Here is an 18,100-nt window from a genome sequence, read left to right as displayed (position 1 = left end):
GGATGATCTACGTCGGGAACTGTCCCCGCACCGTCACAGTGCCGTGAGGATCCTGGGACCGTCCTCGGTGATCGCGACGGAGTGCTCGGCGTGCGCCGCGCGGCTGCCGTCGTTCGTGCGGAGCGTCCAGCCGTCCGGGGCGGCGTGGTACTCGTCGCCGCCGCCCCCGATCACCATCGGCTCGATGGCGAGGGCCATGCCGGGGCGCAGGGGCATGCCGCGGCCGGGGCGGCCCTCGTTCGGGACGCCGGGGTCCTCGTGCATCCGGCGGCCGATGCCGTGGCCGCCGAAGCCCTCCGGGATGCCGTACCCCTCCTCGCGGCAGACGGTGCCGATGGCGTGCGCGATGTCGCCGATGCGGTTGCCGACGACCGCCGCCGCGATGCCCGCCTCCAGCGCGCGCTCGGCCGCCTTGATCAGCCGCTCGTCCTCGGGGCGCGGGGTGCCGACGATGAAGCTGATCGCCGAGTCGCCGGCCCAGCCCGCGAGCTCGGCGCCGCAGTCGAGGGAGACGAGGTCGCCGTCGCGCAGCCGGTAGGAGGTCGGGATGCCGTGGACGATCGCGTCGTTGACCGAGGCGCACAGGACGGCGGGGAAGGGGGTCGGGGCGAAGTGCGGGCGGTAGCCGAGGAAGGGGGAGGAGGCGCCGGCCTCGCGGAGGACGTCGTGGGCCACCGCGTCCAGGTCGAGCAGGGAGACGCCCACGGCCGCGGCCTCGCGGGCGGCGGTGAGGGCCTGTGCCACGATGCGGCCCGCTTCGCGCATCGCGTCGATCGATTCTGCTGTCTTGAGTTCAACCATGCCAATAACTATACCGGTATTTGAATGCCGGTATACAAATCGGCGCCGGGGTAGGATGGCGGCATGGTTCGGACACCTTTGACCCCGGAGGAGCGCGAGCGCGGCGAGCGCCTCGGAGTGCTCCTCCGCGAGGCCCGCGCGGAGCGGAGCATGGTTTCGGTCGCCGCGGAGGCGGGTCTCTCGGCGGAGACGCTGCGGAAGATCGAGACGGGGCGCGCGCCGACCCCCGCGCTGTTCACCGTGGCGGCGCTGGCGTCCGTGCTCGGGCTCTCGCTGGACGAGCTGGTGATCCGGTGCGAGCTGGTCGTGGCCTGAGTGCCGGCATGTGACGGGCTGAGTAGTGCCTGCCGAAAACTGCATGTAGTCGTCCCGTAACACGTCTGGTGTTATCTTCCGGACCGGAAGACTCCAGGCTTCACGGGACGGTGCTGGTCAGATGGCAGTGGGACAACTCCCGGTTCAGGTCAGGGAGTTCGCGAGATACCTGAGTGAGCTGCTCGGACGGCTCGACCAGTCGGCGGGCTGGTGCGGCGTGTTCTGGCAGCGCGACCCGGACGGCATGCGGGCCTGTCTGGAGGGCGCGGAGGTGCCGCCCTGGGACGTGGTGCAGGCGCTGCTCCACGACCTCGCGGCCGACCGTGGCATCCCGGAGGCCGAGCGCGAGACCGACACGGCACGCATGCTGCACCGGGCGTCCGTCGCCGCATACGACGCCCGGCCCGGCGGCCGTGAGCTCCTCGGCGACCGGCTCGACATGATGCTCACGGAGCAGCGGATCGCCCTGGAACGGCAGGCCGACCTGACGCGACAGCTGGGCACGGCGGTCGACCAGGACGACATCGACCGCATCAACCTGGACCTCGCCTGGGTCCGCGACGACCACGACCGCGCGACGGCCCGCTGCGCCGAGATCCGGGAGCGGATGGACCGCCTCGCCGACGCGGAACGTCCGTCGTGGGTCGATCTGGGTACGGCGCCGTCGGGCGACGGGTTCGGGGTGTTCCCGGACGCGTCCGCGAGACGGGGGCCGGGCGCCGGCCTGCATCCGCACCCTGACCCGGACCTCGGCCCGTTCCCGGGCGACGGACCCCACGTACCCCGCCAGGACCCCGCGCCCGCCGCGGAGACCCTCTACGGCGCGGAGCCCGGGATCGAACCCGAACCGGTGTCCGACGCCGTGCGGGAGCTCATCAAGCTGCGTGGCGAGGGCCGCAGCGGCGAGGCGCACGGCGTGCTCGTGGAGGCCGCGGGCTGGCCCGCGGACCGGCTGCCCGCGTTCGCCGCCGAGCTGCACCGCGCGGGCCTCGCCGCCGACTGGGCGACGCTGCTGTGGGAGGCCGCGTCGCTGCCGCCGGACCGGCTCGTCGCCCTGGCGGACGCGCTGGCGGGGACCGGCCGCGCCGACGACTGCAGGAAGCTGCTGCGGCAGGGGGTCGCGCGCCCCGCACCGGAGATCGCCGAGGCGATCGTCGCGCTGCTCGACGCGGACCGGGAGCGCGAGGCCCGCGCCCTCCTCGACTCCTACCTTCGCGTGCGGACCCCCGAGGACGTGGCCCGCTGCGCGCACACCAACCCGCACCGGCTCATACCCCTGCTCCTGGAGGCGGCACGGGGAGTCTCCGAGGAGCACCACTGGGATCTGGTGCACGCCCTGCGCGTGGCCGGATTCAGCGCCTGACCGGGAGCGGGCGTCGCCCGCTCGGGTGCGAAACATGATCGTCCGTGTCGGTTGACGGCGATGGTCTTGCTCAGCCCCTCGGCGGAGGCTTACGTTTCTCTGATCCACGCAGCAGATCTACGTGCGTAGAGGCTCTCTGACGTCCTCTCAAGGGCATGTGAAGGAGCAGCTCATGGCCAACGTCGTACGCGCCGCACTGGTCCAGGCGACCTGGACAGGCGACACCGAATCCATGATCGCCAAGCACGAGGAACACGCCCGCGAGGCGGCCCGGCAGGGCGCGAAGGTGATCGGCTTCCAGGAAGTCTTCAACGCCCCCTACTTCTGCCAGGTGCAGGAGGCCGAGCACTACCGCTGGGCCGAGCCCGTGCCCGACGGCCCCACCGTCACGCGTATGAAGGAACTCGCGCGCGAGACCGGCATGGTGATCGTCGTCCCCGTCTTCGAGGTCGAGCAGTCCGGCTTCTACTTCAACACCGCAGCCGTCATCGACGCCGACGGCAGCTATCTGGGCAAGTACCGCAAGCACCACATCCCCCAGGTCAAGGGGTTCTGGGAGAAGTACTACTTCAAGCCGGGGAACCTGGGCTGGCCCGTCTTCGACACCGCGGTCGGCAAGGTCGGCGTCTACATCTGCTACGACCGCCACTTCCCCGAGGGCTGGCGCCAGTTGGGCCTGAACGGCGCCCAGATCGTCTACAACCCCTCCGCCACCTCCCGCGGCCTCTCCGCCTACCTCTGGCAGCTCGAACAGCCCGCGGCCGCCGTCGCCAACGAGTACTTCATCGCCGCGATCAACCGCGTCGGCCAGGAGGAGTACGGCGACAACGACTTCTACGGAACCTCGTACTTCGTCGACCCGCGCGGCCAGTTCGTGGGCGAGCCCGCGAGCGACAAATCCGAGGAACTCGTCGTCAGGGACCTCGACTTCGGCCTCATCGAGGAAGTACGCCAGCAGTGGGCGTTCTACCGCGACCGCCGTCCCGACGCCTACGAAGGGCTGGTGCAGCCGTGACCGATCTGTACGACCGCCACCGGGCCGTGCTGCCCGACTGGCTCGCGCTCTACTACGAACGGCCCATGGAGCTCACCCACGGCGAGGGACGCCACGTCTGGGGCGCCGACGGCAGGAAGTACCTCGACTTCTTCGGCGGCATCCTCACCACCATGACGGCCCACGCCCTGCCCGAGGTCACCAAGGCGGTGAGCGAGCAGGCCGGGCGGATCATCCACTCCTCGACGCTCTACCTCAACCGCCCGATGGTCGAACTCGCCGAGCGCATCGCGGCGTTGTCCGGCATCCCCGACGCCCGCGTCTTCTTCACCACCTCCGGCACCGAGGCCAACGACGCGGCTCTCCTGCTCGCCACCGCGCACCGCCGCTCCAACCAGATCCTGGCGATGCGCAACAGCTACCACGGCCGGTCCTTCACGACCGTCGGCATCACCGGCAACCAGTCCTGGTCGCCGACCAGCCTCTCGCCGCTCCAGACGCTGTACGTCCACGGGGGCGTCCGCACCCGCGGTCCGTACGCCGCGCTGAGCGACGCCGAGTTCACCGCGGCCTGCGTCGCCGACCTGCGGGACATGCTCGGGCAGGGCCGCGGGGGAGTGGCCGCGCTCATCGCCGAGCCCGTCCAGGGCGTCGGCGGCTTCACCTCGCCGCCCGACGGTCTGTACGCCGCGTTCAAGGAAGTCCTGGACGAGCACGGCATCCTGTGGATCGCCGACGAGGTGCAGACCGGCTGGGGCCGCACCGGCGACCACTTCTGGGGCTGGCAGGCCCACGCCGAGAACGGGCCGCCGGACATCCTCACGTTCGCCAAGGGCATCGGCAACGGGATGTCGGTCGGCGGCGTCGTGGCCCGCGCCGACGTCATGAACTCCCTCGACGCCAACTCCATCTCGACGTTCGGCGGCTCCCCGGTCACCATGGCGGCCGGCCTCGCCAACCTCGCGTACCTCCTGGAGCACGACCTCCAGGGCAACGCGCGGCGCGTCGGCGGGCTCCTCATCGAGCGGCTGCGCGCGATCTGCGCCCAACTGCCCGTCGTGCGCGAGGTGCGCGGCCGCGGCCTGATGATCGGCGTCGAGCTGGTCGAGCCCGACACGGGCGGGCCGAACCCGCAGGCGGCCGCGGCCGTCCTCGAAGCGGCCCGCGAGGGCGGACTGCTCATCGGCAAGGGCGGCGGGCACGACACCAGCGTGCTGCGCGTGGCCCCGCCGCTGTCGCTGACCGTGGCGGAGGCGGAGGAGGGCGCGGCCATCCTCGAACGGGCCCTGCGCAGCGCCTAGTTCACGCACGAGAGGGACGGCCGGTCCGGTCCCGTACAGGACCGCAGGAAAGGGAGCGCACCACATGAGTACCCGCACTCTGATCACCGGCGGCCTGGTCATCACGGCCTCCGACGAACTGCCCGTCGACGTCCTGGTGGAGGACGGCCGCGTCGCCGCGCTCGCCACCCGCGACAGCCACGGCTGGACGGCCGACCACGTGATCGACGCGTCCGGGAAGTACGTCATCCCGGGCGGCGTCGACGCGCACACGCACATGGAGATGCCGTTCGGCGGCACCCTCGCCGCCGACACCTTCGAGACCGGCACCCGCGCCGCGGCCTGGGGCGGCACGACCACCATCGTCGACTTCGCGATCCAGCCCAAGGGCGGCACGCTCGCGGAGGGCCTCGACGCGTGGCACGAGAAGGCGGCCGGGCGGTGCGCGATCGACTACGGCTTCCACATGATCATGTCCGACGTGAACGAGTCCTCGCTCAAGGAGATGGACACCCTCGTCTCCTCCGGGGTGACCTCGTTCAAGCTGTTCACCGCATACCCCGGCGTCTTCTTCTCCGACGACGGACAGATCCTCCGGGCGATGCAGCGCGCCGGCGCGAACGGCGGCCTCGTGATGGCGCACGCGGAGAACGGCCTGGCCATCGACGTCCTGGTGGAGCAGGCGCTGGCGCGCGGCGAACGGGACCCTCGCTACCACGGAGAGGTCCGCAAGGCGCTCCTGGAGGCCGAGGCCACGCACCGGGTCATCCGGCTCAGCCAGGTGGCGGGCGCCCCGCTGTACGTGGTGCACGTGTCGGCGCAGGAGGCCGTCGCCGAGCTGACCCGGGCACGCGACGACGGACTGCCCGTCTTCGGCGAGACGTGCCCGCAGTACCTCTTCCTGTCGACCGACAACCTCGCGGAGCCGGACTTCGAGGGCGCGAAGTACGTCTGCTCGACCCCGCTGCGCCCCAAGGAGCACCAGGCGGTCCTCTGGCGCGGGCTGCGCACGAACGACCTCCAGGTGGTCTCCACGGACCACTGCCCGTTCTGCTTCAAGGGGCAGAAGGAGATGGGCCGCGAGGACTTCTCGAAGATCCCGAACGGTATGCCGGGCGTCGAGAACCGCATGGACCTGCTGCACCAGGCCGTCGTCGACGGGCACATCAGCCGGCGCCGCTGGATCGAGGTGGCCTGCGCGACCCCGGCCAGGATGTTCGGCCTGTACCCGAAGAAGGGCACGATCGCGCCGGGCGCCGACGCCGACATCGTCATCTACGACCCGCACGCCGAACAGGTCATGTCGGCGCGGACCCACCACATGAACGTGGACTACTCGGCGTACGAGGGCAAGCGGGTGACTGGACGCGTGGAGACCGTGCTGTCGCGGGGCGTCCCCGTGATCGACAACCGTACGTACGCGGGGCGTTCGGGGCACGGGTCGTTCCTGCGGCGGGGGATCTGCCAGTACGTGTGAGCCGTGCCGAAGGCGCCGGGTCCCGCCAACTGTCTTGGGCCCGGCGCCACTTCACGAGCGTGTGACCCGGGTCACTTCGGGGGGCCCTTGGCTCGAAGGCGCCACCCGTGTCACTATTTCAGCGCGCCGACTCTGCCCAAAATCTGTTCTGAGGCCGCGAGTCGAGTGTCGTAGCCGCCGGTTCGTCCAGGCGAGGCCGAGTCCGCACTCGGCGCAGTACCGACTCCCTTTCACATCCCGTTGCCCATGACGGTCCCCTCCCTTTGCCGCGCCTTTCGCGGACCGCGTGGGACCGGCGACCTCATGTCGCGATGCGGCCCCGGCGATCGACGGACGCCCAGATCGACAAGTGGAGGAATAATGTCAGGAACCACCGACTTGGCAGAGCTGTACTCGATCATCGAGAAAACGGCTCAGGTGGTGGATGTTACCGCTTCGCACGACAAGGTCTGGCCCATCCTGAATGCATTCCAGGACGTTTTCGGTCAGGCCGTCATCTCCTTCCGGGCGGCGACGGGAAGAAGCACGGACGAACTGGACTGTCGTTTCACCATGCTGCCGAAGGGCCTCGACCCGTATGCCCGAGCCCTGGAGCACGGCCTCACCCCGAAGACGGACCACCCGGCCGGCAGCCTCCTGAAGGAGGTCCACCAGAACCTCCCCATCGAGAGTTGCGGCGTCGACTTCGGTGTCGTCGGTGGTTTCGCGAAGACCTGGTCCTTTCCCAGCGCGTCCCACCTGCTGACGATCGACCAGCTCATCGAACTTCCCTCGATTCCGGCCGCCGTGGCCGCCAACCGCGACTTCTTCAGGAAGTACGGCCTCGACGACATCGTGGCCACGGTCGGGATCGACTACGGGAACCGCACCACCAACCTGTACTTCGGCGCGGGCGGCGGCCGAGAGGTGCCGGCCGGCTGCTTCGAGGCGCAGGGCGTCCGGGCGATCCTGGCCGAACTCGGACTGCCGGAGCCGAGCGAGGAATTGCTGAAGCTCTGCGAGCGGTCGTTCTCCATCTACACCACCATGAGTTGGGATTCACCGAAGATCCAGCGGGTCAGTTATGCCGCCATGACGCCCGAGCCGCGCGGCCTCGCGGTCGAGATGACGCCGGTATTCGACCGGCTCCTCGAGAACGCCCCGTACAGCACGGAGGGGCACAATTTCGTGTACGGCATCGCGTCGACACCCAAAGGCGAATACCACAAGGTCGCGTCGTATTACCAGTGGCAGTCGACCGTCGAGGGACTGCTCCATTCCGAGTCCTGACACGCCGCCCGCCAGGGCGGCAATACCGAGATCAACGGCTTGTGGAGAAGCAGAGACCTGCTTCTCCACAAGCCTTTTCCATTTGCACGGAGTCGTACCGCTGAGGGGGAGCGCCGGACGTGAGCACTGAACAGCAGATCACCGCGGTACGTACCGCACCGCGAGCGACGGGGGGCACCGCGACCGCGGTGGCGCACCCGAACATCGCGCTCATCAAGTACTGGGGCAAGCGCGACGAGCGGCTCATCCTGCCGCGCACCGACAGCCTCTCGATGACCCTGGACATCTTCCCGACCACCACCGACGTCCGCCGTGCGCCCGAGGCGGACCACGACGAAGTGACGCTCGGCGGCGCACCCGCGGAAGGGGAGGCGCGGCGGCGCATCGTCGCCTTCCTCGACCTGGTGCGCGAGCGCGCCGGAGTCGCCGACCGCGCCGTCGTCGACACCGAGAACACCGTCCCCACCGGGGCGGGCCTCGCGTCCTCCGCGAGCGGCTTCGCCGCCCTCGCCGTCGCCGCGGCCGCCGCGTACGGCCTCGACCTCGACGCCACCGCCCTGTCCCGGCTGGCCCGGCGCGGATCGGGGTCGGCGTCCCGTTCCCTCTTCGGCGACTTCGTGGTCTGGCACGCCGGACACCACGAGGGCTCCGAGGAGGAGGCGGACCTCAGCTCGTACGCCGAGCCGGTCCCCGCCGGGCCCCTCGACCCCGCCCTGGTCGTCGCCGTCGTCAACGCCGGACCCAAGGACGTGTCCAGCAGAGCGGCCATGCGCAGGACCGTCGACACCTCGCCGCTCTTCGAGCCGTGGGCCGTCTCCAGCAAGGACGACCTCGTGGACATGCGCCGGGCCCTCGGCCGCGGCGACCTCGAGGAGGTCGGCGAGATCGCGGAACGCAACGCCCTCGGCATGCACGCCACGATGCTCGCCGCCCGCCCCGCCGTGCGCTACATGTCGCCCGCCTCGCTCACCGTCCTCGACAGCGTGCTGCGGCTCAGGAAGGACGGTGTCCTCGCCTACGCCACCATGGACGCCGGGCCCAACGTGAAGGTGCTCTGCCGCAACGCGGACGCCGACCGGGTGGCCGGAGTCGTGCGCGGCGCCGCGCAGGGCGGCGCCATCCACATCGCCCGACCCGGCCCCGGAGCCCGGCTGCTGACCGGGGAAGGGCGGTGACCCGACGGCCCACGGTCGTCCGGCGCGCGCCGGGCAAACTGTTCGTCGCCGGCGAGTACGCGGTCGTGGAGCCGGGCAACCCGGCGATCCTGATCGCCGTCGACCGGTACGTCACCGTCACCGTGTCCGACCCCGAAGACCCCGCCGGCTCCGCAGGCGTCGTCGTCGTACTCTCCTCCGATCTCACCCCGCACACGGCGCACTGCCGATGGCGCGACGGGCGGCTCGGCGGGGCCCGACCGCGCGACGAGCAGCTGCTCCACGAGGGTTTCGCCCACGTGGCGGCGGCCGTCGAGACCGTCGGCCTGCTGCTCGCCGAACGAGGCCTGCCCGCACCCGCGCTCGACGTGTCCGTCAGCAGCGAACTGCACGACAACGGAACCAAGTTCGGGTTCGGGTCCAGCGGCGCGGTCGTCGTGGCGACCGTCGCCGCCGTGGCGGCCCACTGCGGCCTCCACCTGACGCGCGACGCCCGCTTCCGGCTGGCGATGATCGCCACGGCGGGCCTCGAACCCAAGGCCTCCGGCGGCGACCTCGCCGCCGGCACCTGGGGCGGCTGGATCGCCTACCGGGCACCCGACCGGGCCGCCGTCCTCGACCTGGCCCGCGGAGCGGGCATCGAGGAGGCCCTGCGCGTGCCCTGGCCCGGCCACGACGTGCGCGCACTGCCCCGGCCCGCGGGCCTCGCCCTCGAAGTCGGCTGGACGGGGACACCCGCCTCCACCTCGTCCCTCGTCTCCGGCCTCGACCGGCGGACCTGGCGGGGCAGCACCTCGCACCGGACGTTCGTCGAGACCAGCAACGACTTCGTACGGGCAGCGGTCGACGCGCTGGAGGGCGGCGACGGCGAAGGCCTGCTGCGGCAGATCCGGCGCGCCCGGCACGAGCTGGCCCGCATCGACGAGGAGGTCGGGCTCGGCATCTTCACGCCACGGCTGACCGCACTGTGCGAGGCCGCCGAAGCCGTCGGCGGCGCCGCGAAACCCTCGGGAGCGGGCGGCGGCGACTGCGGCATAGCGCTGCTCGACGCCGAGGCGGCCCAGGACATCGCCCACGTACGGAAACGGTGGACCACGGCGGGCGTGCGGCCCTTGCCGATCCGTCCCGCCATGGAAGGGAACGCAGAATGATCTCTCAACGCAAGGACGACCACGTCCGGCTCGCTGTCGAGCACCAGCGTCAGCTCAGCGGACACAACCAGTTCGACGAGGTGTCGTTCGTCCACCACGCCCTGGCCGGCATCGACCGGCCGGACGTGTCCCTGGCCACGACCTTCGCCGGCATCTCCTGGCCCGTACCCCTCTACATCAACGCGATGACCGGCGGCAGCGCCGGCACCGGCGTCATCAACCGCGACCTGGCCATCGCCGCCCGCGAGACCGGCGTCGCCGTCGCCTCCGGGTCCATGAGCGCGTACTTCAAGGACCCGTCCTGCGCCGACACGTTCAGCGTGCTGCGCAAGGAGAACCCCGACGGGTTCGTGCTGGCCAACGTCAACGCGACGGCCTCGGTCGACCGGGTGCAGCGCGCCATCGACCTCGTGGAGGCCGACGCCCTGCAGATCCACATCAACACCGCGCAGGAAACACCGATGCCCGAGGGCGACCGGTCGTTCTCCTCCTGGGTCCCGCAGATCGAGAAGATCGCGGCGGCCGTCGAGGTGCCCGTGATCGTCAAGGAGGTCGGCAACGGCCTCAGCCGGGAGACCGTCCTGCTCATCGAGAGCCTCGGCGTCCAGGTCGCCGACCTCGGCGGCCGCGGCGGCACGGACTTCGCCCGCATCGAGAACGGCCGGCGCGCACTCGGCGAGTACGCGTTCCTGCACGGCTGGGGGCAGTCCACCGCGGCCTGCCTCCTCGACACGCAGGACGTCGGCATCCCCGTGCTCGCCTCCGGCGGTGTGCGCCACGCGCTCGACGTCGCCCGTGCGCTGGCACTCGGCGCGTCCGCCGTCGGCGCCTCCGGCGGATTCCTGCGCACCCTCAAGGACGAGGGCGTCGCCGCGCTGATCGCGCAGATCTCGACGTGGCTCGACCAGCTCGCCGCCCTCCAGACCATGCTCGGCGCGCGCACCCCCGCCGACCTCACACGCTGTGACCTGCTGATCCACGGCGAACTCCGTTCCTTCTGCGCCGACCGAGGCATCGAGACCGGGCCGTTCGCGCAGCGTTCCCGCTCCGCCGAAGCCGCCCACCAACTGACGGGAAGCACCCGATGACCGAGACACACGCGATTGCCGGCGTTCCGATGCGGTGGGTGGGCCCCCTGCGCATCACCGGGAACGTCGCCAACGTCGAGACCCAGGTTCCGCTCGCCACCTACGAGACGCCGTTGTGGCCCTCCGTGGGCCGCGGCGCGAAGGTCTCCATGCTCGCCGAGGACGGCATCGTCGCCACCCTCGTCGACGAGCGGATGACCCGCTCGGTGCTCGTGGAGGCGACCGACGCGCAGACCGCGTACGTCGCCGCACGGGCCATCGAGGCACGGATCGACGAGCTGCGCGAAGTGGTGCGCGGCTGCAGCCGGTTCGCGCACCTGATCGACATCCGACACGAGATCAACGCCAACCTGCTGTTCATCCGGTTCGAGTTCACCACCGGTGACGCGTCCGGGCACAACATGGCGACGCTCGCGTCCGACGCGCTCCTGAAGCACCTGCTCGACACCATCCCGGGCATCTCCTACGGCTCCATCTCCGGCAACTACTGCACGGACAAGAAGGCCACCGCGATCAACGGCATCCTCGGCCGCGGCAAGAACGTGGTCACGGAGCTCCTGATCCCGCGCGACGTCGTCACCGACGTCCTGCACACGACGGCCGCGAAGGTCGTCCAGCTGAACATCCGCAAGAACATGCTCGGCACCCTGCTCGCCGGCGGCATCCGCTCGGCGAACGCGCACTACGCCAACATGCTGCTCGGCTTCTACCTCGCCACCGGCCAGGACGCGGCCAACATCGTCGAGGGCTCGCAGGGCGTCACCATGGCCGAGGACCGCGACGGCGACCTCTACTTCGCCTGCACCCTGCCGAACCTGATCGTCGGCACGGTCGGCAACGGCAAGGGCATCGAGTTCGTGGAGACCAACCTCGCCCGGCTCGGCTGCCGGGTCGACCGCGAGCCCGGCGAGAACGCCCGCCGCCTCGCGGTGATCGGGGCGGCGACGGTCCTGTGCGGCGAGCTCTCGCTCCTCGCCGCCCAGACGAACCCCGGTGAACTGATGCGTGCGCACGTCCAGTTGGAGCGCGGCGACAAGTCGGAAAAGGTGGGTGTGTGAGGCATGACCAGTGACTCAGGCATAGGGATTCACGACCTGTCGTTCGCGACGTCCGAGTTCGTGCTGCCGCACACGGCGCTCGCCGAGCACAACGGCACGGAGATCGGCAAGTACCACATCGGCATCGGCCAGGAGTCGATGAGCGTGCCGGCGGCCGACGAGGACATCGTCACGCTGGGCGCCGCCGCGGCCGCCCCGATCGTGGAGCGGCACGGCGGCGACCGGATCCGCACGGTCGTCTTCGCCACGGAGTCGTCCATCGACCAGGCCAAGTCGGGCGGCGTGTACGTCCATTCGCTGCTCGGGCTGCCCTCCCAGGCCCGCGTGGTGGAGCTGAAGCAGGCCTGCTACGGGGCGACCGCCGGGCTCCAGTTCGCGCTGGGCCTGGTGGCGCGCGACCCCTCGCAGCAGGTCCTCGTGATCGCCAGCGACGTGTCCAAGTACGAGCTGGACAGCCCTGGCGAGGCCACGCAGGGTGCGGCCGCCGTCGCGATGCTCGTCGGCGCGGACCCGCAGCTCATCAGGTTCGACGGCCCGTCCGGTCTCTTCACCGCGGACGTGATGGACTTCTGGCGGCCCAACTACCGGGACGCCGCGCTCGTCGACGGGCAGGAGTCGATCTCCGCCTACCTCCAGGCCGTCGAGGGCTGCTGGAAGGACTACTCGGAGCAGGGCGGGCACGCGCTCGACGAGTTCGCCGCGTTCTGCTACCACCAGCCCTTCACCAAGATGGCGTACAAGGCCCACCGCCACCTGCTCAACTACTGCGGCCACGACACCGACAAGGACGCCATCGAGCAGGCGCTCGGGCAGACGACGGCGTACAACCGGGTCATCGGCAACAGCTACACGGCGTCCGTGTACCTCGGCCTCGCCGCGCTCCTGGACCAGGCCGACGACCTCACGGGCCGCTCCATCGGCTTCCTGAGCTACGGCTCGGGCAGCGTCGCGGAGTTCTTCGCGGGCCAGGTCGTCGCCGGCTACCGCGACAGGCTGCGCACCGCCGAGCACCGGGAGGCCATCGCGCGCCGCACGGTCCTCGACTACGCGGGCTACCGGGAGCTGCACGAGCGGTCGTTCCCGACCGACGGCGGGGACCACCCGACGCCCGTGCAGAGCGGCGGGCAGTTCCGTCTCGCCGGACTCCGCGGCCACAAGCGGATCTACGAACGACGGTAGCCACGTGACCGTCGCCCGCGCCGCCGCGGCGGACGGAGGCGGCCGTGACACGCACCCGCGTGCCACGGCCGCCTCCGCCGTCGGCTCCGTCGCGCCCCACCCTGCTCTCTCCCGCTGAGCAGGCCGAGCGTCCCGCGAAGCCTTCCCCGCCGCTATCCGCGCGGGACGGCGCCGGTCACGCGGCTTCCTTGCGCTGCCGGTCGATGAGGTGCCGCAGGACGAGCCACTCCCGCACCTCCCACGAATGCCCCGACGAGCAGCTGATGCTGCTGTCCCGGTCCGCGGCACCGGAACTCCGCGGCGACGCGTCGATCGTGCCCGGGCACCTGTCCACCACGCACTGGCTGGTGAGCGGCGTCCGCTCCGTCTGGTCGGAGTCGATGACGCGGAGCAGTTCGGTCTGCAGCCCCTGGATCTCCGCCGCGAAGTCCTCGGCCGGCGGCTGGGCCGTCAGCCACTCCAGGTGGAGCAGGAGGAAGCACGTCAGGTGCGGTACGGAACGGCTCGGGACCGTGGTCCCGAGTTCATCCGCCACGTAACTCGCCCACGATTCCAGAATGGCGACGATGTTGCTCCGGGCGTCGAGCGCGGAGACGTTCAGGTGGTCCCGCCTCCGGCTCCCCGACACCCTGGTCGGGTTGCGCCGCCGGGACGTGGCCATCACGTGGTGCAGGCCTTCCTGATGGAGGCCGGGGAGCGCGCGCAGATCCCGCTCCAGCCTTCCCACGCAGGCGTCGCAGAGCAGTGAGCCGGTGGCATCAGGTATCTCTGCTCCGTGGTGTCCCGAGCATGAGTGAATCTCCATGGATGTGTCTCCTTGTTGTCACTGGACGGCCCGGCGGGCCGTCCCGGTCAGATGGCGGCACTGTGGCCGATGTCGCGCCGGACGCGGAACGTCACGAACGCGGCAGGACGCAGGGCGGCGAGCGCGACGTCGAGATTCACGCGGCCCCGCGCCACGTCCTCGGGGGTGTTGTTGGTGTCGTCGCAGACGACCTCGAACGCCTCGTCGGCGGAGCCGCCGGGCAGCACCCCCTGGCGCCACAGCCCCTTGAGGAAGGTCGTGGCGGCCTGCTGTATCAACGCCCGCAGCCGGGCGGTGTTCGACTCGAACGCCGCCCAGGGGGCGCCCCGTTCGAGCGAGGCCCGGGTGAAGTTCACCAGGCGGCACACCCCGACGTCCGCCCACGCGGCATCAGCGGACAGCGTGTGCGCGCTCAGTGCCCGGACACCCCGCCCCTTGACGAGCCGCAGGCAGTTCACCCCGAGACGGCTGACCGACTCCTCCTCGTCCTCGGTCAGTTCACGCTCCTGCCGCACCACTCCCACCAGCGTGCCCGTCGGCGGCGTCCGGACCCCGTGCTCCGCGTCGGTGCGGCAGTACATCCCCGAGACGTGTCCCGACGGCGGCACCACCCGTTCGTGCCCGCCGACCTCGGTCACCGTGACCCACGGATAGTGGACGGCGACGTACCGGGCGTCCGGCTCGGCGAGCCCGAACGGCCTGGCGCGCACGTCGGCGGGGGCGAGCCCCTGCCGGGTGTGGAGCAGGGCGACCCGGTGCCCGGTGCGGCCGCAGTGCGCGGCGATCTCCCGCGCGACGAGCTCCGCGTCCTTTGCCACCCGCCACAGATCGGGCGCCACCACGAGGCTGATCTCGGGCAGGCGCTCCAGCCTGGCGAGAGCGGTGCGGTAGGCGGCGACTCGGTCCCGCTCCCCGCCGACGCCCGTCGCGTCGGGCCCCGTTCCCAGGACCCACGCGCCGCCACCCCCGTTGCGGAAGTGGCCGAGCACGGCGTCGTGCACGAAGGACGGCGCGTCCCCGGCGGTTCCCGCGTTCCCGACGTCTGGACGCAGGGAGAACGCCTCGAGGAACTCCAGCGGATGCCGGACGAAGGCCGGCTTGCCCGGCAGACCCGGGGCGTCCCCGAGGAAAGCGGCCACCGACGTGTGCACGCCGTGGATGAGGGGCCCGGTGACGGTTTCCGTGCGTGGTTGATCCGACTGCTGTTGGGGCATGCAGACTCCTCGGACGCGACGTGAGGGGAGGTCCGTCGCCGGACGGCGCGGACCGTGGCGGCCGGGTCTCGGCCCGACGGAGCTTCAGCCTGCCGGAGTGCGCACCAGGGCGGTGGATTCCTTGGGCAGTTGGACAGAGCGCGCCCGGCGGTGCCGGTGTGGGGCCCCGGGGCGCGGTGCGCGCCGGGGGAGGGCGGCAGCTTCGAGGTCCGGTTCAGGAGCGGAGCGCGCCGTGCCGGACATCAGACATGGATCATGCCTTCGAGCGTGACGACGCCGTGGCCCGACACGTCGACGGAATCGACGCGCTCGCCGTCGCCCTGGACCAGCGCGCTCATGGGGGAGGGGCGGCCGATCTCGATGCCCTGGGTGATCTCGATGAGCTGCCCGTACGAGGCGAGGCCGTGCCGGGCGATGTGGATGGCGATGGGTCCCGCGACAGAACCGGTGGCGGCGTCCTCCACGACTCCGTACGCGGGCGAGAACATGCGGTTGCGCCAGACGGTCCCGGAACCGGCGATGCAGTTCGTCGCCATGTCGGGGAAGCTCGCGAGCGCGCGGTGGTCGGGGTCCACCTTCGACAGGGCCTCGAAGCTCTCGAAGCCGACCAGGACGTGCCGCGGTCCGTTGCGGTAGATCTCCACCGGCAGCGTCGACTCGCGGACGCCCAAAGCCTCGAGGAGCTCGTCGGCACGGTCGAAGGGCTCCCACACGGGCACCGGCTGGCGCATGCTCGTCGAGACGACCTTCCCGCCCACGCGCCGCAGCTCGAAGGGGATCACCCCCATGGCGGTCTCGATCCGCAGCTGGTCCGCGTCGGTGCGCCTCCCCAGCGCGATGGCGGTGCCCAGCAACGGGTGCCCGGCGAACGGGAGTTCGTTGACCGGCGTGAAGATCCGCACGTGTACGTCGCCGCCCTGCTCGGGTCCGAGGACGAACGTGGTCTCCGAGAGGTTCATCTCCCGCGCGATGCGCTGCATCTGCTCGGCGCTGAGGTCGTCGGCGTCGAAGAACACCGCGACGGGGTTGCCGGTGAGAGGTTCTCGGGCGAAGGCGTCGACCACTACGTAGTTGTGCATCAGTTCTCCACTGTCGAGGTGCCGGGCCGGCGCTCGGGGGAGGACGCCGGCCCGGCGGTTCACGGGATGCGGTGCGGAACGATGCCTACGATGCGCGATCGGTCTCAGATCGGGACTGAATCCCGCTGGAATGACGCCGGGCGTGGGGTGCGACGGCGCTTCGGGGGTTGCGCGGCGGGGCAGGGCGGGACTTCCGCCACAGGCCCTACTTGAGGCCGAATCCCGGTGCCGAGGCCTCCTCGGGCGTCGGGGCCGTGCCCTGCGTCAGGAGACGGCGGGCCGCGGCATGGTCCCCGGGCCGGTTGACGGACTCGACCGCCTGCAGATCGTCCCCGCGGAAGAGGAGTACGGAGAAGGCGTCCGGGTCGGTGCCGAGCACCACTTCGCTGTCGTGCCCCTCGTCGAAACCGGCGATCTGCACGGTCGTGGAGAACTGATCGCTCCAGAACCAGGGCAGTTCGTCGTACGCACGGGACGTCCCCGCGAGCCGTTCGGCGACCGACCTGCCGTGCCCGACGGCGTTCTGGACGCATTCGAGCCGCAGCCTGCTGCCGGACCGCACCTGCGGGAACGCCGCACAGTCACCGATGGCGGAGATGTGCGGATCGGCGGTCCGCAGCCGGGAGTCGACGGCGATCCCGCCGTGCACCGGAAGCCCGGCCGCGGCGGCCAGCTCCGTGCGCGGGGTGACACCGACACCGATCAGGACGAGGTCCGCGGGGAGCCTGCTGCCGTCGGCGAGCTCCACCGCCTTGACATGGGAACGGCTGTCGCCCTGCAAGGACTTGACGCTCTGCCCGAACAGCAACTCCGTGCCGTGCCGCCGGTGCAGCCGGGTGAAGTGCGCGGCGGTGTACGCCGAGACGGCCCGGGCGAGCGGGCGGTCGAGCGTCTCGACCACCGTCACCCGGACACCCGCCTCCCGTGCCACGGCGGCGAACTCCAGACCGATGAAGCCCGCCCCCACCACCACGACGCGCCGCGCCCCGGCCAGCGACGACTGCAGCGCGGCGGCGTCCTGCGCGGTGCGCAGGGTGTGGACGCCGCGCAGCTCCGCGCCCGGCACGTCGAGCGTCCGGGGCGTGGCGCCGGTGGCGAGGACGAGGTGCCCGTAGTCGTACGTGGAGCCGTCGGACAGCCGTACCGAGCGTGCGGCCGGGTCGATCTCCGTGACGGTGCCGGAGACCAGGTCGATCGACTGGCGTACGTAGTACGTCGCGGGGCGCAGCCACAGCATGGCCTCGTCCGCCTCGCCCTTGAGGTAGGCCTTGGTCAGCGGCGGACGTTCGTAGGGGAGGGCGTCCTCGGCGCTGATGAGGGTGATGCCTCCCCGGTAGCCGTGCTCGCGCAGGGAGGCCGCGGTCTGGTAGCCGCCCTGCCCGGCCCCCACCACGACGACCGACTCGGGGGGTGCGCCGCCCGCCATCAGTTCTGCCGTTCGGGGGTGTGGACGATGAGGCCGTCGAGGGCGTCGCTCGACTTGAGCTGGCAGCTCAGCCGGCTGTTGGGCCGGCGCGGGCACGCGGTGAAACCGAGCATCTCGTCCTCCTGCTCCTGCGGCGGGTCCAGCTTGTCGAGCGTGGACTCGTCCACGTAGACGTGGCAGGTGGCGCACTGCATGTTGCCGCCGCACTGGGCGACGATTCCGTCGATGTCGTTGAAGACGGCGCCGCGCATGACGCTGGTGCCGGCCGGGACGTCGACCGAGGTCTGGTCGCCGTCGACGTTGACATACGTGATCTTGGGCATGACGGAACTCCTTGTCGGCATCCGGGCGCGCCCGAGGCGGGCAGTGATGCGGAATGCCTTGCGGGTGGAAGACGAAAGGGCGAAGAGGGCGGAGCGGCAGTCGGTGGGGGAACGCGACACCCCT

17 protein-coding genes are annotated in these 18,100 nt (G+C 71.1%); 11 read left to right on the top strand and 6 right to left on the bottom strand.

Features of this window, described 5'->3' with window-relative positions:
* Nucleotides 1–33: 33 nt before the first annotated feature.
* Nucleotides 34–801: a type I methionyl aminopeptidase gene (gene map / locus DEJ48_RS06700; RefSeq protein WP_150215290.1), complete on the bottom strand. Its 768-nt coding sequence runs from the start codon at nt 799–801 to the stop codon at nt 34–36.
* 63 nt (nt 802–864) lie between these two features.
* Between map and DEJ48_RS06695 the strand changes: the two genes are divergently transcribed.
* From DEJ48_RS06695 to DEJ48_RS06645, 11 genes are all read left to right on the top strand, one after another.
* Entirely contained in the window at nt 865–1,116 is a 252-nt protein-coding gene (locus DEJ48_RS06695; protein WP_150215289.1) for a helix-turn-helix domain-containing protein, read from the top strand.
* Between the two features lie 121 nt (nt 1,117–1,237).
* Complete coding sequence (locus tag DEJ48_RS06690; protein WP_190537238.1) at nt 1,238–2,479, top strand: hypothetical protein; 1,242 nt, start codon at nt 1,238–1,240, stop codon at nt 2,477–2,479.
* Nucleotides 2,480–2,651: 172 nt separating this feature from the next.
* Nucleotides 2,652–3,494, top strand: coding sequence for a nitrilase-related carbon-nitrogen hydrolase (locus DEJ48_RS06685; RefSeq protein WP_150215288.1), 843 nt, complete (start codon nt 2,652–2,654; stop codon nt 3,492–3,494).
* A complete protein-coding gene (locus tag DEJ48_RS06680; protein WP_150215287.1) occupies nt 3,491–4,774 on the top strand; it encodes an aspartate aminotransferase family protein in 1,284 nt (427 codons plus the stop codon). The genes DEJ48_RS06685 and DEJ48_RS06680 overlap by 4 nt, the downstream gene beginning before the upstream one ends.
* Nucleotides 4,775–4,838: 64 nt before the next feature.
* On the top strand, nt 4,839–6,230 hold the full coding sequence (hydA, locus tag DEJ48_RS06675) for a dihydropyrimidinase (RefSeq protein ID WP_150215286.1): 1,392 nt from the start codon (nt 4,839–4,841) through the stop codon (nt 6,228–6,230).
* Between the two features lie 378 nt (nt 6,231–6,608).
* Complete coding sequence (locus DEJ48_RS06670) at nt 6,609–7,499, top strand: aromatic prenyltransferase (RefSeq protein WP_263399434.1); 891 nt, start codon at nt 6,609–6,611, stop codon at nt 7,497–7,499.
* 119 nt (nt 7,500–7,618) lie between these two features.
* Nucleotides 7,619–8,674, top strand: coding sequence for a diphosphomevalonate decarboxylase (mvaD, locus tag DEJ48_RS06665; RefSeq protein ID WP_411757429.1), 1,056 nt, complete (start codon nt 7,619–7,621; stop codon nt 8,672–8,674).
* Nucleotides 8,671–9,804, top strand: coding sequence for a phosphomevalonate kinase (locus DEJ48_RS06660; RefSeq protein ID WP_150215284.1), 1,134 nt, complete (start codon nt 8,671–8,673; stop codon nt 9,802–9,804). Before mvaD ends, DEJ48_RS06660 begins: the two co-directional genes overlap by 4 nt.
* Nucleotides 9,801–10,892 (top strand): type 2 isopentenyl-diphosphate Delta-isomerase, encoded by a 1,092-nt coding sequence (gene fni, locus DEJ48_RS06655; protein ID WP_150215283.1) that lies wholly within the window; start codon nt 9,801–9,803, stop codon nt 10,890–10,892. The genes DEJ48_RS06660 and fni overlap by 4 nt, the downstream gene beginning before the upstream one ends.
* The gene (locus DEJ48_RS06650) at nt 10,889–11,950 is read left to right on the top strand and encodes a hydroxymethylglutaryl-CoA reductase (protein WP_150215282.1); all 1,062 of its coding nucleotides are present in this window, start codon (nt 10,889–10,891) and stop codon (nt 11,948–11,950) included. Before fni ends, DEJ48_RS06650 begins: the two co-directional genes overlap by 4 nt.
* 3 nt (nt 11,951–11,953) lie before the next feature.
* Nucleotides 11,954–13,129, top strand: coding sequence for a hydroxymethylglutaryl-CoA synthase (locus tag DEJ48_RS06645; protein WP_150215281.1), 1,176 nt, complete (start codon nt 11,954–11,956; stop codon nt 13,127–13,129).
* 175 nt (nt 13,130–13,304) lie between these two features.
* Here the strand turns inward: DEJ48_RS06645 and DEJ48_RS06640 are convergent, their stop codons facing one another.
* The 5 genes from DEJ48_RS06640 to DEJ48_RS06620 form a co-directional block, all read right to left on the bottom strand.
* Nucleotides 13,305–13,934: a hypothetical protein gene (locus tag DEJ48_RS06640; protein ID WP_150215280.1), complete on the bottom strand. Its 630-nt coding sequence runs from the start codon at nt 13,932–13,934 to the stop codon at nt 13,305–13,307.
* A gap of 47 nt (nt 13,935–13,981) precedes the next feature.
* Entirely contained in the window at nt 13,982–15,148 is a 1,167-nt protein-coding gene (locus tag DEJ48_RS06635; protein ID WP_150215279.1) for a phage tail sheath family protein, read from the bottom strand.
* Nucleotides 15,149–15,390: 242 nt separating this feature from the next.
* Complete coding sequence (locus DEJ48_RS06630) at nt 15,391–16,227, bottom strand: PhzF family phenazine biosynthesis isomerase (protein ID WP_150215278.1); 837 nt, start codon at nt 16,225–16,227, stop codon at nt 15,391–15,393.
* Nucleotides 16,228–16,432: 205 nt separating this feature from the next.
* Nucleotides 16,433–17,653: an NAD(P)/FAD-dependent oxidoreductase gene (locus DEJ48_RS06625; RefSeq protein ID WP_150215277.1), complete on the bottom strand. Its 1,221-nt coding sequence runs from the start codon at nt 17,651–17,653 to the stop codon at nt 16,433–16,435.
* Complete coding sequence (locus tag DEJ48_RS06620; protein WP_150215276.1) at nt 17,653–17,976, bottom strand: 2Fe-2S iron-sulfur cluster-binding protein; 324 nt, start codon at nt 17,974–17,976, stop codon at nt 17,653–17,655. Before DEJ48_RS06620 ends, DEJ48_RS06625 begins: the two co-directional genes overlap by 1 nt.
* Between the last annotated feature and the right edge of the window lie 124 nt (nt 17,977–18,100).

The organism is Streptomyces venezuelae, assembly GCF_008642315.1.
In the GTDB taxonomy this organism is placed as follows: Bacteria; Actinomycetota; Actinomycetes; order Streptomycetales; family Streptomycetaceae; genus Streptomyces; species Streptomyces venezuelae_D.
The sequence above is the reverse complement of the archived record's forward strand: the minus strand, read 5'-3'. Positions and strand labels throughout refer to the sequence as shown.